This window comes from Bradyrhizobium sp. SPXBL-02, from assembly GCF_051853065.1.
In the GTDB taxonomy this organism is placed as follows: domain Bacteria; phylum Pseudomonadota; class Alphaproteobacteria; order Rhizobiales; family Xanthobacteraceae; genus Bradyrhizobium.
Genome location: NZ_CP182474.1, coordinates 6462482 through 6478102, shown reverse-complemented (window position 1 = coordinate 6478102; position 15621 = coordinate 6462482). Strand labels below are relative to the sequence as shown.

The 15621-nt window shown below is 64.9% G+C and carries 17 protein-coding genes; 13 read left to right on the top strand and 4 right to left on the bottom strand.

From position 1 onward, the window contains the following. Positions 1-516, bottom strand: a complete 516-nt coding sequence (locus tag ACNJYD_RS30270; protein ID WP_212254401.1) for a MarR family winged helix-turn-helix transcriptional regulator — start codon at positions 514-516, stop codon at positions 1-3. A 320-nt stretch (positions 517-836) separates the two neighbouring features. On the opposite strand from ACNJYD_RS30270, the gene ACNJYD_RS30265 reads away from it, so the two are divergent. Next, the gene (locus tag ACNJYD_RS30265; protein ID WP_212254402.1) at positions 837-2015 is read left to right on the top strand and encodes an acyl-CoA dehydrogenase family protein; all 1179 of its coding nucleotides are present in this window, start codon (positions 837-839) and stop codon (positions 2013-2015) included. 39 nt (positions 2016-2054) lie between these two features. Here the strand turns inward: ACNJYD_RS30265 and ACNJYD_RS30260 are convergent, their stop codons facing one another. The 3 genes from ACNJYD_RS30260 to ACNJYD_RS30250 all read right to left on the bottom strand — a co-directional run bounded on the left by ACNJYD_RS30260 (position 2055) and on the right by ACNJYD_RS30250 (position 5716). Continuing rightward, positions 2055-3725: a CocE/NonD family hydrolase gene (locus ACNJYD_RS30260; RefSeq protein WP_212254403.1), complete on the bottom strand. Its 1671-nt coding sequence runs from the start codon at positions 3723-3725 to the stop codon at positions 2055-2057. A 67-nt stretch (positions 3726-3792) separates the two neighbouring features. Beyond that, positions 3793-4614 carry a creatininase family protein gene (locus ACNJYD_RS30255; protein ID WP_212254404.1) on the bottom strand — a complete coding sequence of 274 codons (822 nt, stop codon included), beginning with the start codon at positions 4612-4614 and terminating at the stop codon, positions 3793-3795. Between the two features lie 199 nt (positions 4615-4813). Further along, positions 4814-5716, bottom strand: coding sequence for a LysR family transcriptional regulator (locus tag ACNJYD_RS30250; protein ID WP_439364158.1), 903 nt, complete (start codon positions 5714-5716; stop codon positions 4814-4816). 148 nt (positions 5717-5864) lie between these two features. On the opposite strand from ACNJYD_RS30250, the gene ACNJYD_RS30245 reads away from it, so the two are divergent. The 12 genes from ACNJYD_RS30245 to ACNJYD_RS30190 all read left to right on the top strand — a co-directional run bounded on the left by ACNJYD_RS30245 (position 5865) and on the right by ACNJYD_RS30190 (position 15434). Next, the gene (locus ACNJYD_RS30245; protein ID WP_212254406.1) at positions 5865-6284 is read left to right on the top strand and encodes a cupin domain-containing protein; all 420 of its coding nucleotides are present in this window, start codon (positions 5865-5867) and stop codon (positions 6282-6284) included. Positions 6285-6296: 12 nt separating this feature from the next. Next, positions 6297-7115 (top strand): cysteine hydrolase family protein, encoded by an 819-nt coding sequence (locus ACNJYD_RS30240; protein WP_246570594.1) that lies wholly within the window; start codon positions 6297-6299, stop codon positions 7113-7115. Further along, positions 7105-8463, top strand: coding sequence for an FAD-binding oxidoreductase (locus ACNJYD_RS30235; RefSeq protein ID WP_212254408.1), 1359 nt, complete (start codon positions 7105-7107; stop codon positions 8461-8463). Before ACNJYD_RS30240 ends, ACNJYD_RS30235 begins: the two co-directional genes overlap by 11 nt. A 9-nt stretch (positions 8464-8472) precedes the next feature. Further along, entirely contained in the window at positions 8473-9051 is a 579-nt protein-coding gene (locus ACNJYD_RS30230) for an NAD(P)H-dependent oxidoreductase (protein ID WP_433996046.1), read from the top strand. 378 nt (positions 9052-9429) lie between these two features. Then, positions 9430-10425, top strand: a complete 996-nt coding sequence (locus ACNJYD_RS30225; RefSeq protein ID WP_212254410.1) for an ABC transporter substrate-binding protein — start codon at positions 9430-9432, stop codon at positions 10423-10425. 9 nt (positions 10426-10434) lie between these two features. Next, positions 10435-11289 carry an ABC transporter ATP-binding protein gene (locus ACNJYD_RS30220; protein ID WP_439364157.1) on the top strand — a complete coding sequence of 285 codons (855 nt, stop codon included), beginning with the start codon at positions 10435-10437 and terminating at the stop codon, positions 11287-11289. Continuing rightward, positions 11286-12086: an ABC transporter permease gene (locus ACNJYD_RS30215; protein ID WP_212254411.1), complete on the top strand. Its 801-nt coding sequence runs from the start codon at positions 11286-11288 to the stop codon at positions 12084-12086. The genes ACNJYD_RS30220 and ACNJYD_RS30215 overlap by 4 nt, the downstream gene beginning before the upstream one ends. Continuing rightward, complete coding sequence (locus tag ACNJYD_RS30210) at positions 12083-13444, top strand: amidohydrolase family protein (protein WP_439364156.1); 1362 nt, start codon at positions 12083-12085, stop codon at positions 13442-13444. The genes ACNJYD_RS30215 and ACNJYD_RS30210 overlap by 4 nt, the downstream gene beginning before the upstream one ends. A gap of 16 nt (positions 13445-13460) precedes the next feature. Then, the gene (locus ACNJYD_RS30205; protein ID WP_212254413.1) at positions 13461-14474 is read left to right on the top strand and encodes an aromatic ring-hydroxylating dioxygenase subunit alpha; all 1014 of its coding nucleotides are present in this window, start codon (positions 13461-13463) and stop codon (positions 14472-14474) included. Between the two features lie 194 nt (positions 14475-14668). After that, positions 14669-14830: a DUF2934 domain-containing protein gene (locus ACNJYD_RS30200; RefSeq protein WP_081493716.1), complete on the top strand. Its 162-nt coding sequence runs from the start codon at positions 14669-14671 to the stop codon at positions 14828-14830. After that, positions 14827-15012, top strand: coding sequence for a hypothetical protein (locus ACNJYD_RS30195; RefSeq protein WP_212254414.1), 186 nt, complete (start codon positions 14827-14829; stop codon positions 15010-15012). Before ACNJYD_RS30200 ends, ACNJYD_RS30195 begins: the two co-directional genes overlap by 4 nt. Positions 15013-15038: 26 nt before the next feature. Beyond that, the gene (locus tag ACNJYD_RS30190; RefSeq protein WP_439364155.1) at positions 15039-15434 is read left to right on the top strand and encodes a DUF2934 domain-containing protein; all 396 of its coding nucleotides are present in this window, start codon (positions 15039-15041) and stop codon (positions 15432-15434) included. The last annotated feature ends 187 nt before the right edge of the window (positions 15435-15621 follow it).

Here is a 15621-nt window from a genome sequence, read left to right as displayed (position 1 = left end):
TCATGACCGCTCGCGCCGTTGCAGGGCGTCCCTCACGGCACTCTTCACGTCGTCGAGTTCGCCGACGAGGCCGTCGAGACGGTCGATTGGAAGATCGGCGAGCAATTCGGCGAGCCAGGCGCCGTGACTCTTCGCCATCCGCCTGAAGGTCTTTCGGCCCTCGACCGTCATGCAGACGATCTGGACGCGCCGGTCCAGATGCGAGGGCGTGCGGGTGATGTATCCATCCTCGACGAGGCGGTCGACGATCGGTGTCAGGTTGCCGGCCGACACCATCAGGCGCTTGGGCAGTTCCCCCAGGACCAATCCACTCGGCTCACGGTCGAGCTGGGCGAGGACGTCGAAGCGGGGCATCGTGAAGTCGTATTCCTCGCGAAACCGGCGCCGCAACTCTCCCTCGATCATGGACGTGCAGGCCAGCAGCCGAAGCCAGAGCCTTGTCTGAGCCCTGTACTCGGCCTCCGCGTCGGTCGCCTTCCTGCTGGAGGCCGGAGAGGACTCCTTTGCGAGTGCCAAATCGATCTCCTAAGCCTCGTTCGGGCTGCAAGCGAGTGGAATTCCGTTCAGCTCGTAGAATAGTTCGTGCCAAAACTAAATTCAAGGCGTGACAGGATCAGGACTGGTCCTGATGTGGCGGAACCGTCAGCTTTTCTTCGCTAGTCCTGACGCAACGAAGAGGTGTTCGAATATGGTCCGCGCCTGACGACTTGACAACGGCCCCGGCCAGGGAAATAGTTTATACTTGAAATAATTGATGGTGCGGACGGCTTGGGCGGTCGCTGGTGCGGCAGAGAGCATGCCGGGTCCGGCGGGCCCCCGACCTTGCGGAGCGACCGATGAACTCACCGGCACAGACAATCTCCCGCGACTGGCTGGACTGGCCGTTCTTCGAGCCGCATCATCGTGTGACCTGCGACGCGCTCGATCGTTTCGTCGCACAGGGTGGTGTTCAGGCCGTCGATCACCGCGACATCGACGGCGCCTGCCGCAAGCTCGTGCGGGCGCTCGGTGCCGCGGGGCTGCTCGATTGCGCGGTCGCGGCGCCGGACGGCGACGTGACCAGCATCGATTCCCGCTCGATCTGCCTGTCGCGTGAGACGCTGGCCTATGCCGATGGCCTTGCCGACTTCGCCTTTGCGATGCAGGGCCTGGGATCCGGCGCCATTGCGCTTGCGGGCTCGTCGGAGCTGCGACACGCCGTGCTGCCGAAAGTCCGTTCGGGCGAATGGCTGGCCGCGTTCGCGCTTTCGGAGCAGGGGGCTGGCTCCGACGTGGCGGCCATGACCTGCGCGGCGCGCGAAGACGGCGACAGCTATGTTCTGAACGGCGAGAAGACCTGGATCTCCAACGGCGGCATCGCCGACGTCTACACGCTGTTTGCCCGAACCGGCGAGGCGCCCGGCGCGCGCGGCATCTCGGCGTTCGTCGTGTTTCCGGACGACCCCGGCTTCAGCGTGGCCGAGCGCATCGACATCGTCGCGCCGCATCCGCTGGCGACGCTGCGCCTGGACAATTGCCGCATTCCGAACAGCCGGCGATTGGGAGCGCCCGGTGGCGGCTTCAAGATCGCGATGCAGACCCTCGACATCTTCCGGGCTTCGGTTGCTGCAGCCGCCTTGGGCTTTGCCCGACGTGCGCTGGAGGAGGCGCGACTGCACGCACAAACGCGCCGCATGTTCGGGGCGACGCTGGCGGATCTGCAGCTCACCCAGGCCGCGCTCGGAGACATGGCGACCGAAACCGACGCCGCGGCGCTGCTGACCTACCGCGCCGCCTGGCGTCGCGACGTCCAGAAGCTTCCCACAACGCGTGAAGCTGCGATGGCGAAGCTGGCGGCCACCGAGACCGCCCAGCAGGTTGTCGATCGCGCCGTGCAGATGTTCGGCGGTCGCGGCGTGCGCAAGGGCGAAATCGTGGAGAGCCTGTATCGCGAGGTCCGCGCCCTTCGAATCTATGAAGGTGCGACCGAGGTGCAGAAGCTGATCGTCGCGCGCGAACTGCTCAAGCCGCGCTAAGCCGGCCCCGGGTATCTGTCACTCGCTCCGCCGGCGGAGCTAGCCTGGCCTGATCTCAGGCCCGGGCCCGACAGGCAGCCGGAGCTGTGACGGCCGGGACGGGCCGTGCCAGACCGCAATCGTGGTCACGACGGCATGGGTCCTTGGGGTGCTCACCGGATCTTCGCCCGTTCCTGGGTTGACGGGATAGGCCGGATAGTCGGCCCCCGCGATGGAGAGGCGCAGCCGCTCGCCCTTCCTCAGCGTCACGCACGTGGTGGCCAGCTTCAGCTTGTATCGGCCTGTCATCGCGGTGCGGTAATGCGCATATCCGCTCGAGATCTGAAGAACCCTTTCGTCGGACGTGATGAGCGAAAGAATGCAGCAAAGATCGAAGCTCGGGCGGTCGCAACTCAGCTCGAGCTCGACTTCGGGCTCGCCGACCACCTCGATGGCGTCTTCCAGAGCTCGGGTCGTGAAGGTCACGACGTCGCCGCGTTCATCGGCCGCCCGGCGGTCGACGGGTCCGGTCGGAGCGCCGTAATAGCCGCCGACCGTCGGCGCAGGACGCCAGGGATCATGCACGATGTGCTCGACATCCTCCTCTTGGCTCGGCCGAACACCGAGCGTGCCGTCCTGCACGTCCAGCGATGCCCGTCCCGTGCCGCCAAGGAACAGTGCCTGCGTGCTCTCAGGCAGATCCTGATGCTGCCGCCATGTCTTCAAACCCATGTCGAACAGCTCGATCGGTCGGTCTTCCGCCGGCCCTGACGCCCGCTTGAGGATGCGGTCGAAGAACCGGATGTGATCGATGTCGACGTTGCGCTCCGCCTCCCGGCCGAAGTCGACCGCGCCCACTTTCCGTGTCCACGGAAAATGGATCCAGGGGCCGACGATGAGCCTGGTGTGGTCGCAGCTGCCTGCGACGGCCCGAAAGGACTCGACCGTAGCCGGCAGGAAAGGATCGAACCAGCCACCGACGAACAGCATCGGCAGATGGCGGGCACGAATGGCATCCAGATGTGCCAAGGGTGAAATGCGGTCCCAGTACGGCGAATCCGGCGGCGTTTCGAGCCAGTCCATGACGTGCGAATAATGCCGGTATTTTTGCAGCAGCTGCGGCATTGCCGCGATCGGGCCGCTGAGCGGCAGGTTGGTCCCGGCGGCCTGCAGCGCGCTGAAGGCTTCGTCATCACCGGCACGACGTGCCGCCTCCGCGGTGATCTGGATGCCCCAGCCGATCATGTGCTTCATCTGCAGGGCGCCGTTCTCATAGGCCCAATGCGCGGGATGCCACGGTCCCATCGCCGGCGCGAGGGCCTTCAGCGACGGGCAGTCTCCCGCCGCGGCGAGCAGCTGGTTGTAGGCTTGATAGGAGAAGCCGTACATGCCGACCTCGCCGTTCGCGCCATCGAGACGCGCCGCCCATTCGACCGCTTCGGCGCCGTCCTCGATCTCGGTTTCACCTGGGCGGAATATCCCTTCCGAAGTGCCGCGTCCCCTGACGTCCTGCACCACGACGATATAGCCGTGTGAGGCGTACCAGGACGGATGCGCGTAGCAGATGCTGCAGGCGATGCGCCTGCTATAGGCCTGGCGCTGAAGCAGAATCGGATAGGGCCCCGGTACCGCCGGACGGTAGACGTCGGCATCGAGCCGCGTGCCGTCCTTCAGCGTCATGGTCTCGACTTCGGGCGGCAGCACGGGCAATCGCAAAGACTTCGCTGACATCTGCTGAAACTTCATCGCAGTGAATTCATGGGTCTGAACCTGTTCGAGCTTCTCACCGCTCCAGCGCTCATCTCGCGGCCGAGGAGACGGGGTCTGGCCGAATCCGCGATAGCGGATAGCGCTCGACCTCGGCGATCAGCTTGATCAAGCGGCCCGCCGCGCGTTCGACGGCGGCGCGGCCACGCTCGGCATCGGCGAGCGCGGCGTTGCCGCAGGCTCCCTTAGGATTGATGTCCTGCATCTGCCAGCCGAACCCGACCGGGCCTTCCGGCATCAGGATCTCGCACTCGGTCTCCAGAGCCTGGGACAACGACCTGAAGTCCTCCGCCGATGCCATGTCGACGAGACCTGGATGCAGATGGAGCATCACGCTGGTCTCGATCTCTCCGGCATGGATTCCATGCTTGCGTTCGGCCGCGCTGAAAAGGTCCGAGAGGTCCGTGAAGCGCGACCATTGCGAGGAGACGGCCAGCATGCCCAGCCTGACGCGGAGCTCGCGGCATACGATCTCCATGACCTGCGGCTGGCCGCCATGCGCGTTGACGAAGACGACCTTGCGGACCCCGGCCCGGTGCACGCTCTCGCAGACCTCGTACCAGACGCGGCCGAGGGTTTCCGCCGAGAGCGTCAGCGTGCCGGGAAAGGCGGAATGCTCGTTCGACTTGCCGATCGACATCGTCGGCAGGACGAGGGCCGGAAAATCGTCGGCCATCTGCGCAACCGCGTGGCGGATGATGCCCTCGACGATCGCCGTATCGACCCGAACCGGCAGATGCGGCCCGTGCTGCTCGACGGCGCCGACCGGCAGCACGGCGACGATCCTGCTCATGTCCAGCTGACGGAAATCCTCGGTCGACAGGTCCCACCACCAATGCGACTTCAGTTTCATCTCGCTTGCCTTGTCGATTGTCTTGTCGGTTGCATTGGCCCGGATTGGCGGACGAATCCGGCGAGGCTTGCTCGCCCGTCGGCCTGCCAATCATTGTTGGGCATCCGCACAAGCATGAAAAGTGCTTAATTTCGTCTGTTGTGTTGCCGTTTCGGCAACGCCCTGACGACCGAGGCGACGATCTCGTCTGCCGCTCGGTTCAGCTGGCGACCTCGCGGATCATTGCCTTCAGCATCTCCGCAAGCACGCTGGCGATCGCGCTGGTGCCCCGGACATGGCCGATCAGCATCAGCGCCTGCGCGTCCTGCGCGAGCTCGCGAACGGGAACGTAGCTCAGCCGCCCGGCACGCCGCTCGGATTCCACATCGAACGGGGTGAGGAAGGAGATGCCATCGTTCAGAATGACCGCGTGCCGCATGATCTCGATCGAATTGGTCTCGATCGCCGGCTGCAGGTCGATTGCGACCCGCGCGAACGCCGCCTCCAGATAAGGGCGGATCGCACTCGTGGCGTCGGCGATGACGAGCGGGTAGTCGATGCAGTCGCTGAGCCGGACGTTGCTTCGCTTCGCCAATGGATGGTTCGGCGTCATGACGGCACCGAGCCGGCCGACGGCGCGCGCGAGCACCTTCAGATTACTGTCCTTGCCGAAATCGAACCCGATGCCGAGATCGGCCTCGCCGCTGGCGACCGCAACCTGAATTTCCGCTCCCGTATTGAAGAGCGTCAGGTTGAGCTTGACGCGCGGATTGGCCGCGCGAAACTCCTTCACCTTGTTTGGGACGAGGTTGGAGGCGAGGCCGCTCATCATCGCCAAGGTGATTTCGCCGCGGCGCAGGCCCTTCAATTCCTCGATCTTGACCTGGGTGCGGGCCAGCTCCTTGAGCGTCTGGCGGACATGCCCGATCAAGACTTCCCCTGCGGCGGTCAGGATCAGCTTCTTCGGAAGGCGCTGGAAGATCGGCGTCCCCAGCTGGGTTTCGAGCGCGAGAATCTGGCGGCTGATCGCGGACGCCGCGACGTTGAGACGGTCCGCCGCCTTGCGGATCGAGCCCGTGCGGGCAACCTCGTCGATGTAGTTCAACAATCGGCTGTGAAGCATGTCCTGGGCCCCGATCAATGTCCGCAGGATGGTGGCTCGTTGCCGAAAAGGCAACGGGTCTGTCGAATCAAAGCGCTTTGAGGCGATGCCTCGGCGTGCGACATCGGTCACCGACGAGAGTTGCGCATCGTTCGAGGAAAATGATCCCATGTCGTTCAGCGTCGCCGATCTCAGCCATGCGAAGGTCTTCCGCATCGCGCCGAAGGACACCAATTATTTCGCGGTCCTGTTCGACCAGGTGACCGATCGGATCGGCAACATCTTCGTCATCGAAATCTTCCAGCCCGGCGGCGCGACACCGCCCAACGAGCACGCCGTGGCGCATGAATTCTTTCACGTGCTGCACGGCGTCGGTGTTGCCCGCTGTGACGGCAAGACCCTGCCGATCAAGAAGGGCGACTCGCTTCTGTTGCACCCGGGCTCCGAGCACGTCATCGAGAACACCGGGCCGGGCAAGCTCTACACGCTCACGGTGATGACGCCCAACGAAGGATTTTCCGAGCTGATCCGCAGCGGTGAGCCGGTCGCGCTCGACGCCGAGGACATGCGCGTCCTGCAAGGGCTCTAGGCGATGGGCGTCATGTCATCCGATCCTGCTGTGAACGAAGGCCTGCTGCCGCTCGGTTCGAGCCGCGCCAATCGCTGGATGGTCGCTGAGGGGAGGGCCGATCTGGTGCGCCAGCCGGTTCTGCCGCGGCCGGCGACGGTCCAGGCCATGGGCAAGCTCATCACGTTCGACCTCGCGCGCACCGCGCTCGTCGTCGTCGACATGCAGAACGACTTCTGCCATCCGAGCGGCTGGCTGGCGCATATCGGCGTGGACGTCGCGCCGGCGCGGCGACCGATCGCGCCGCTAAGGCGGTTGCTGCCGCTGCTGCGCAGCTGCGACGTGCCGATCGTCTGGCTGAACTGGGGCAACCGGCCCGACCGGCTCAATCTCAGCCCGTCGCTGCTGCATGTGTACAATCCGAACGGCGCCGGCGTCGGCCTCGGTGACGCGCTGCCGGGCTCGGGCGCGAAAGTGCTGGAGCGGGGCAGCTGGTCGGCGGCCATCGTCGATGAGCTTGCGACGGAGCCGACGGACATCCACGTCGCCAAGTACCGGATGTCGGGCTTCCAGGATAGCGAGCTCGACAGCATTCTTCGCAATCTCGGCGTGAACACCTTGATGTTCGCGGGGGTCAACGCCGATCAATGCGTGCTCTGCACGCTGCAGGACGCGAACTTCCGCGGTTATGACTGCCTGCTCCTGGAGGATTGCGCGGCCACGACCTCGCCCGATTACTGCATGGCCGCGACCATCTACAACGTCAACCAGTGCTTCGGCTTCGTCGTCGGATCCGAAGCGGTCGCGGCGGAGCTCGTGCATCGGGCATCGAAGGGGGCCAATGGTGACTGATCTCGCATCCGATGCGTTGGACCGGCTGATCGCCGATCTCGGCGACGTTCCGGTGGTGACCGAGGAGAAGGTCGTGCGCCGGCGCTCGCGCGACTTCTTCTGGTACAGCCCCATCCTCAACGCGCAGCTCGACGGCAAGTCGGCCGACCTGATCGCGTTGCCGCGCGACGAACGCGACGTGATCCGGATCGCATCCGTCTGCGCGCGACATCGGGTGCCGATCACCGTGCGTGGCGGCGGCACCGGCAACTACGGCCAGGCCGTGCCGCTGCAGGGCGGCGTGCTGCTGGACATCTCCGGGCTCGAGAACATCGAGTGGATCAGGCCGGGCGCGACGCGCGTCGGGGCCGGCGCCAAGATGCACATCATCGATGCGGCCGCGCAGGCGCAGGGATGGGAGCTACGGATGCATCCGTCCACGAAGCGCATGGCGACGATCGGCGGCTTCGTCGCGGGTGGATCGGGCGGTATCGGCTCCATCGCCTATGGCGGCCTGCGGGAGCCCGGGAACATCCTGGCTGCGCGCGTCGTCACGGTCGAGGAGGAGCCGCGCGTGATCGAGTTGCGCGGCGATGCGGCGCAGAAGGTCAACCGTGCCTATGGCACGACCGGCATCATCACGGCGCTCGAAATGCCGCTCGCGCCCGCCTGGAAATGGATCGACGTCGTGGTGGCCTTCGACGATTTCATGGAGGCGGCAAGGTTCGGCTACGAAGCAGCCCTCGCCGACGGCATCGTGAAGAAGGTGCTCTCGCCGATCACCTGGCCGCTGCCGTCCTATTTCGGGGCGCTGAAGCCGTCCTGCCCGGAGGGAAAGAGCGTGCTCATGGCGATGATCGCCGAGCCCTCTCTCGACAGCTTCAAGTCGCTGCTCGGCGGTCGCGGCACGATCACGCTGGAGACCCCGACGGACGAGAGCCCCAGCCGCGTCCCGCTCTACGAATATTGCTGGAACCACACCACGCTGCAGGTGCTGAAGAGCGATCGTTCCGTGACGTATCTGCAGTGTCTCTATCCGCATGACCGCGTGCTGGAGAAGGTTGCCGAGATGCGGGAGCTGTTTCCGGACGAGGTGCTGCAGCACCTCGAATTCATCCGCTTCGGTGGCCGCGTCACCTGCAGCAGCCTGCCCGTGATCCGTTACACCAATGCCGATCGACTGAACGAGATCATGCGGCTGCACGAGGAGCGCGGCGTCTTCATCGCCAACCCGCATGTCTACACGGTCGAGGACGGCAGCCGGTACAAGCGCGCCGATGCCGATCAGCTTGGCTTCAAGCATGAAGCCGATCCGCACGGTCTGCTCAATCCCGGCAAGATGCGCAGCTTCGTGAGCGCGAGGCGATGAGCAGTGCACGTGCTCTACGTGTATTGCCATCCGCTCGCCGATAGCTTCCACGCGGCCATTCGCAGCGAAGCGCTGGCAGGCCTCTCCGAGGCCGGCCATACGATCGATCTGCTCGATCTCTACGCCGAGGGATTCGACCCCGTCCTGAATGCCGAGCTCCGCCGCGACTACCACGATCCCGTGCTGAACCGGCGCAACAACGAGGCTTACGCTGCGCGCCTGCTGGCGGCAAACGCGCTCGTCGTACAGTTTCCCACCTGGTCATTCGGGCCGCCGGCGATGCTCAAAGGCTGGTTTGATCGCATGTTCGGTCCCGGCATCGCGCTCGATCTGTCCGATCCCGCCCATGCGAGGCCGATGTTGCAGCACATCGGACGCATCGTGGGCATCGCCACCTACGGTCGGCCGCGCTGGCAGGCGATCGGCATGGCCGATCCGCCGCGCAAGATCATCAAGCGATATTTGCCGTGGTTCACCGGCGGCAAGGCGCGCGTGCGCTATTACGCGCTCTATCACATGAACGTCGCCACCGCGGAGAAGCGCAGCCGCTTTCTTGCAAAGCTGCGGCGACAGATGGCCCGGCTCTAGCCGCGCGGTGTCACCGGCCCCCGGAGTGCATCATGCTTGCAGCGAGCCGAATGCCCAATTTTCCGTGGCGGATCGCCCACGAAAACGGCATGGCTGCGGGGCGTCAGCGCACGCGGAACCTTCGTTCCCTTTCTGCCAAGCCCTTGTTCGGTTGGCTCATCGGGCGGGGGCCGGACGAGGCGAAAGCGGTCATGACGCCTGCTCCATCTGCATCACACCAGCCCGCTTGCATAGCAAATCGGCGTTGCCGGAAAGGCAACGGATGGCTCGAATCTAAATGCTTTGAGGTGACAGCCGACCCATGCATCCTCACGCTCGGAAAGTCTCGCAGCGCAGTGCTCGCCGGCTGGTCCGGCGAGCTGCAGAAGGGCAACCAGCATGGCCATGAAGAATCTGTCCCGAACGATCGCAGCCGGCCTGTTGGCGAGCGCAGCCCTGGCCGCCTCCCTCGGCACGGCCCAGGCTGCCGACAAGGTGACATTCCTGACCAGCTGGTTCGCGCAGGCCGAGCACGGCGGCTTCTACCAGGCCAAAGCCACCGGGCTCTATGACAAGGCCGGAATCGACGTCACCATCAAGATGGGCGGTCCGCAGGTGAACGGCTCGCAGCTCCTGCTGGCCGGCGATACCGATTTCATGATGGGTTACGACATCCAGGTCCTCAAGGGCCGCGAGCAGAACCTGCCGCTGGTGACGGTCGCTTCGTCGTTTCAGTTCGACCTCCAGGGGATCATGACGCACGACGATGTGGCGGATCTCGCTGCGCTCAAGGGCCGGCCGATCCTGATCGGGGGATCGTCGCGCACGACCTTCTGGCCCTGGCTGCGCGCCAAGTACGGCTTCACCGACGACCAGATCCGTCCCTACACCTTCAACCTGCAGCCCTTCTTCGCCGACAACACGGTGGCGCAGCAGGCCTATCCGTCGTCGGAGCCCTATCAGGCCGAGCAGCAGAACGTGAAAGTCAAGTTCTTCCCGCTCGCCGACGGCGGCTATCCGCCCTACGGCTCGACCATCGTCACGACCGAGAAGATGATCGCGGACAAGCCAGATCTCGTCTCGCGGTTCGTCAAGGCTTCGCTCGAAGGGTGGCGCGACTATCTGAAGAACCCGGAGCCGGCCAATGCCTTGATCAAGGCAGCCAACCCCAAGATGACGGACGGGCAGCTCGCCTTCGCGATCGAGAGATTGAGGGCGATGAAGGCCATCGACGGTGGCGATGCAGCAAAGCTCGGCATCGGGATCATCACGGCTGAGCGTTACGAGAAGACCTACGATTTCCTGGTCACGAACGGGCTGCTCGGCCCAAAGGTCGACTGGCACAAGGCCTTCGACGATCGTTTCGTCAAGAATCTCAAAATCGGCGTCAATTGAGGAGCCGACATGAGGATGTTGTCGCCCGTTGAACCGCTCGCCCCGGTGGTGAAGCAAGCCACGGCCGCAGCCGATGGCGCGCCCGCCGTCGAGGTCCTCTCGGCCGAGAAGGTGTTTGCCAACGGCGCGCGCGGATTGGCGCCGATCGATCTGTCCATCGCCGACGGCGAATTCCTCACCCTGATTGGGCCGTCCGGATGCGGCAAGAGCACGCTGCTCAAGCTGATCGCCAATCTCATCGAGCCGTCCGACGGCCGGCTGCTGTGGTGGCGCGGCGATTTCGCGCAAGTGGGGCAGGAGGGGCGGCGTCTTGCCTTCGTCTTCCAGGAGCCGACCTTGATGCCCTGGGCTCGGGTCGAGGCCAACGTCCGCTTGCCGCTGGAGTTCGGCAACATGCCGCGGGCCACCGCGGATCCGAAGGTCGCCGACGCCATTGCGCGGGTCGGCCTCTCCAAGTTCAACCGGCACTTCCCGCGGCAGCTGTCCGGCGGCATGAAGATGCGTGTCTCAATCGCGCGCGCCCTGGTCACCGATCCCAATCTTCTGCTGATGGACGAGCCGTTCGGCGCCCTCGACGAGTTCACGCGCAACAAGCTGGACGACGACCTCGTCAATCTGTCGTGGGAGCGCAAGCTGACGACGGTCTTCGTGACGCATTCGATCTACGAGGCCGTGTTCCTCTCGACCAGGATCGTCGTGATGGCGGCGAATCCCGGCCGCATCTTTCGCGTCATGACCATCGACGAGCCGCAGCCGCGCGACCAGGGTTTCCGCGACAGCCCGAAATTCGCGGCTTATTGCCGCGAATTGTCGACCTGGCTTGCCGAGGCATCGCTGCAATCAGCCGGCGGAGGCGGATCATGAAGCCGTTGTTCGAATCCGAAGCCTTCGTGCGGATCGCCGCCCCGATCGCGGTGGGCATCATCCTGTTCGCGGTCTGGGAGATCGGCTTCCGGCTCGCCTCTGTTCCCGTCTATCTGTTTCCGAAGCCGACGGACATCTTCGCGAGCCTCCTGCAGAACGGGCCCTCGCTCCTGCGCGCACTCCTCGTGACCTTGCGCGTCACCTTGCAGGCCTTCGTCGCAGCCGTCATTCTGGGCACGCTGATCGCCTTCATGTTCGTGCAGAGCCGGGCGATCGAGATCAGCCTGTTTCCCTATGCTGTGCTGCTCCAGGTCACGCCCGTCGTCGCGATCGCGCCTCTCATCATCATCCTGGTGAAGAACACGCAGCTGTCGCTGACCATCTGCGCAACCCTGGTGGCGCTGTTTCCCATCATCTCCAACACGACGTTGGGCCTGCGCAGCGTCGACCCGGGGCTTGCGAATTTCTTCCGGATGAATCGTGCCAGCCGTTTCAAGACGCTGGTGAAGCTGCGCATCCCGGGAGCGCTGCCGTATTTCTTCGGCGGCCTGCGGATTTCGAGCGGTCTCGCCTTGATCGGCGCGGTGGTCGCGGAGTTCGTGGCGGGCACCGGCGGCCGCTCCTCGGGGCTCGCCTACGAGATTCTCGACGCCGGATTCTCGCTCGATATTCCCCGCATGTTCGCCGCGCTGTTCCTGATCACCTTGACCGGGGTGCTGCTGTTCGCAGCCATGGTCGCGTTGTCGCAATGGGCATTGTCGGATTGGCACGACAGCGAGACCAGGGCCGAAGCATGACCGCGATGCTGATCGACAATGCCGCCGGCATCTTCACCGGCCTGCCCGGAGCCGCGATGCGGAGCGCCGGGCAGATCCGTATCCGTGACGGAATCATCGTCGAGATCGGCGCACTGGAGCATGAGCCGGGCGAGCAGCGCCTCGATGCCCAAGGCGGGGTGATCTATCCCGGCCTGGTCTCGACCCATCACCACCTGTTCCAGAGTGTGCTGAAGGGCGTCCGGTCCGGCATCGACCTGCCGCTGGCCGGCTGGCTGCGCGCCGTGCCCTACAGGTTCTGGTCGAAATTCGACGAGGAGGCGCTTGCGGTCGCGGCCCGGATCGGGCTCGCCGAGCTGCTGCTGTCGGGAACGACCACGGTCGCCGACCATCATTACCTCTTCAGCGACACGTTCGGCTTCGACCCGGCGCAGGTGATCTTCGAGGTGGCGCGCAGCCTCGGCATCCGCCTGGTGTTCTGCCGCGGCGGCGGCACCACGGCGCGCCATGTCGAGACCGACAGGTTTGCGGCGATGCCGGTCGAAACGCTCGATCGCATGTTGCAGTCGGTCGAGGCCTGCGCGCAGCGCTTCCACGATGCCTCGCCGAGCGGTCTGTCGCGCGTTGCACTGGCGCCGACCACGCCGACCTGGTCGCTCGATCCCGGCGAGCTGCGCGAGGTCATTGCCGCGGCGCGCCGCATGGGCGTGCGGCTGCACAGTCATTTGTCCGAGACCGCGGACTATGTCGATTTCTGCCTGTCGGTGCACGGCAAGCGTCCGGTGCATTGGCTGGCCGATCACGGCTGGCTGGGCGAGGACGTCTGGTTCGCGCACCTCGTGCATCTCGACGACGACGAGGTGCGGATTCTCGCGAGCACCGGCACCGGCATGGCGCATTGCCCGCAATCCAATTGCCGCCTCGGCTCCGGTGTCGCGCCCGCCGACGCGATGGCGCGGCTCGGCGGCGCGGTTTCGCTCGGCGTGGACGGGGCAGCCTCCAACGAGGCCGCCGACATGCTCTGCGAAATGCACAGCGCCTGGCACACCCATCGCGCCGTGAAGGGGGCGGCCGCCGTGACCGCCGAGGATATCGTGCACTGGGCGACCGCGGGCGGCGCGCGCGTGCTCGGCATGCCTCACGTCGGCACGCTGGCGCCTGGGCAGCAGGCCGACATTGCCATCTTCAAGCTCGATGACGTCAGGCATTTCGGCATGCACGATCCCCTGATCGCACCCGTCACCTGCGGCGGCTCGGCGAAGCTCCGCTCTCTCCTGGTCGGCGGCCGCATCGTCGTCACAGATGGCGCCATTCCCGGCCTCGACCTGCAAAAGCTCAAATCGGATGCCGCGCGCGTGGTCACGCGCCTGGCCGCGTGATCGCGAAAGGATCATCATGCTGAGCACGAAACAGCCGGTGCTGCGCCGGTTCTGGTACGCGCTGATGCCGCTCGATCACCTCGAGGATGGACCAAAACCCTTCACGCTGCTGGGCGAGCCGATCGTGCTGTTCCTCGATGCCGAGGGCCAGCCCGCCGCGCTCGAGGACCGTTGCTGCCATCGGACCGCGAAGCTGTCGAAGGGCTGGTGCAACAACGGCAACATCGTCTGCGGCTATCACGGCTGGGAGTACGACCGCGACGGCAAGCTGGTGATGATTCCGCAGTTTCCGTTCGAGCAGCCGGTACCGGACGCCAAGGCGCGCTCGTTCCGTGCCGAGGCCCGCTACGGTTATGTCTGGGTCGCGCTCGAGGAGCCCCTGGCCGAGATCCCCGAAATTCCCGAGGACGGCACGCCCGGCTATCGCCGCATCAACCAGTTCTACGACAAGTGGAATACGGCGGCGCTTCGGCTGATGGAAAACTCGTTCGACAACGCCCACTTCGCCTTCGTTCACAAGGGCACCTTCGGCGACATCAATCAACCCAAGCCGGAGAAATACGAGATCGTCGAGACCGAAGCCGGCTTCGATGCGGAGACCATCATCACGGTCCGCAATCCGCCGGGCGCCTACAGGATCACCGGGACGAAAGAGCCGACGACGCGGCGGCATCAGCGCAACAAATGGTACATGCCGTTCTGCCGGCGTCTCGACATGGAATATCCGTCCGGGATCCGGCACATCATTTTCAATTGCGCGACGCCGATATCGGACGGCCAGATCCAGGTGGTTCAGCTGCTGTTCCGCAATGACCGCGAGGCTGATTGCTCGACGCAGGAGCTGATCGATTGGGACGCCGCGATCATCGCCGAAGATCGCGACATGCTGGAATCGACCGACCCCGATGCCATCGTCGACATGGGCCGCAAGATCGAGATGCACATGCCGTCCGATCGGCCGGGCATGATCATGCGCAGGCGCCTGCTCGACCTCCTGCGGCAGCACGGCGAGGAGGAGCGGCCGCGCTGATCGTCGGCCCCATGCCCAGCCGGCGGGGCGGAGCGGGTTCCGTCCGACGCGGTCAGACGCGGAGGAACCCTTGCACATGGTAGAAGCTTGACTCCGCGGGCCAGCCTCGCCGCCGATCGCTGGCCTGCACGGCCCCGCCTCTAAGCCCCCCATACCCCCCAGGGTGGGGCCGTGCTTCCAAGCAGGAGGTGCAATTGTCCGAGCCGACCGAGCAAGAGATCAGAGAACGCGCGCACCAATTGTGGGAGCAGGCGGGCAAGCCCGAAGGGCGCGAGGAGGAATTTTGGCACGCGGCGGAGCAGGAGCTGCGCAACGAGGACAAGTCGAACACGCTGCGGACGCCGGATACGCTGTGACCAACAAGACCTGCCCATTCTGCCAGGGTCTCGGATGGGTCTGCGAAAACCACCCGCTCCGGGTCTGGAGCGAGAAGCTCGGCGGCTGCCGCTGCGGCGAGGGCATGCCGTGCACCTGCAACACGACTGAGGACCCTGAAATCAGAGTGGTGATCGTCGAAGCCGACACGACGTGGCATTAGCGGCGCCGGCTGCGCCGGTTCAAGCGATGCTGCGCAGCTGGTCATTTCCGAAAGCGCAACACCTGAAGGAACGGACCATCCGGGAAGCGAATTTAGTGTCTGCACGGCTCCGACAACGTTCCTTACCCACGGCAGTTTCGGCGGTGGACGAGCAGAAGAAGCTAGAGCACCAGATCGAACTCGCAACGCGAGCGGCCTCGCTCGTCAAGGACGAAACCACCGGACAACGCTTCAGGAGCTTCGCCGAGGAATTGAAACGAAATCTGCTTCGCATGATGCGCCGTGGCAAGGTGCGCACACGCGCATATGAGCTCTGGGAGCAGGCCGGCCGTCCCAGCAATCGGGAGTTGGACTTCTGGCTCGAAGCCGAACGTCAGATCGAAGATGAACGCGAGGAGAAGAAGGGCGGGGGCGCTTCATAGCCAGTGCGTAAGGATGGGTAGAGCCCTTGCGAAACCCATCATGCACCCGCGCTCGAAACATATTGATGGGTTTCGCTTCGCTCTACCCATCCTTCCGAACCAGCAAAACGAAAAAGCCGCCGGGCTCTTCACCCTGACGGCTTTGCAAAGTCCGCAGCTGTTGATCGTCTTCCCAGCCTCGTGCGTA

Excerpts from the sequence above, each read along its gene's own strand:
- ACNJYD_RS30265 (WP_212254402.1), top strand. The coding sequence starts at position 837 with ATGAACTCACCGGCACAGACAATCTCCCGCGACTGGCTGGACTGGCCG.
- ACNJYD_RS30260 (WP_212254403.1), bottom strand. The coding sequence starts at position 3,725 with ATGTCAGCGAAGTCTTTGCGATTGCCCGTGCTGCCGCCCGAAGTCGAG.
- ACNJYD_RS30255 (WP_212254404.1), bottom strand. The coding sequence starts at position 4,614 with ATGAAACTGAAGTCGCATTGGTGGTGGGACCTGTCGACCGAGGATTTC.
- ACNJYD_RS30250 (WP_439364158.1), bottom strand. The coding sequence starts at position 5,716 with ATGCTTCACAGCCGATTGTTGAACTACATCGACGAGGTTGCCCGCACG.
- ACNJYD_RS30245 (WP_212254406.1), top strand. The coding sequence starts at position 5,865 with ATGTCGTTCAGCGTCGCCGATCTCAGCCATGCGAAGGTCTTCCGCATC.
- ACNJYD_RS30240 (WP_246570594.1), top strand. The coding sequence starts at position 6,297 with ATGTCATCCGATCCTGCTGTGAACGAAGGCCTGCTGCCGCTCGGTTCG.
- ACNJYD_RS30235 (WP_212254408.1), top strand. The coding sequence starts at position 7,105 with ATGGTGACTGATCTCGCATCCGATGCGTTGGACCGGCTGATCGCCGAT.
- ACNJYD_RS30225 (WP_212254410.1), top strand. The coding sequence starts at position 9,430 with ATGGCCATGAAGAATCTGTCCCGAACGATCGCAGCCGGCCTGTTGGCG.
- ACNJYD_RS30220 (WP_439364157.1), top strand. The coding sequence starts at position 10,435 with ATGAGGATGTTGTCGCCCGTTGAACCGCTCGCCCCGGTGGTGAAGCAA.
- ACNJYD_RS30215 (WP_212254411.1), top strand. The coding sequence starts at position 11,286 with ATGAAGCCGTTGTTCGAATCCGAAGCCTTCGTGCGGATCGCCGCCCCG.
- ACNJYD_RS30210 (WP_439364156.1), top strand. The coding sequence starts at position 12,083 with ATGACCGCGATGCTGATCGACAATGCCGCCGGCATCTTCACCGGCCTG.
- ACNJYD_RS30205 (WP_212254413.1), top strand. The coding sequence starts at position 13,461 with ATGCTGAGCACGAAACAGCCGGTGCTGCGCCGGTTCTGGTACGCGCTG.
- ACNJYD_RS30190 (WP_439364155.1), top strand. The coding sequence starts at position 15,039 with ATGCTGCGCAGCTGGTCATTTCCGAAAGCGCAACACCTGAAGGAACGG.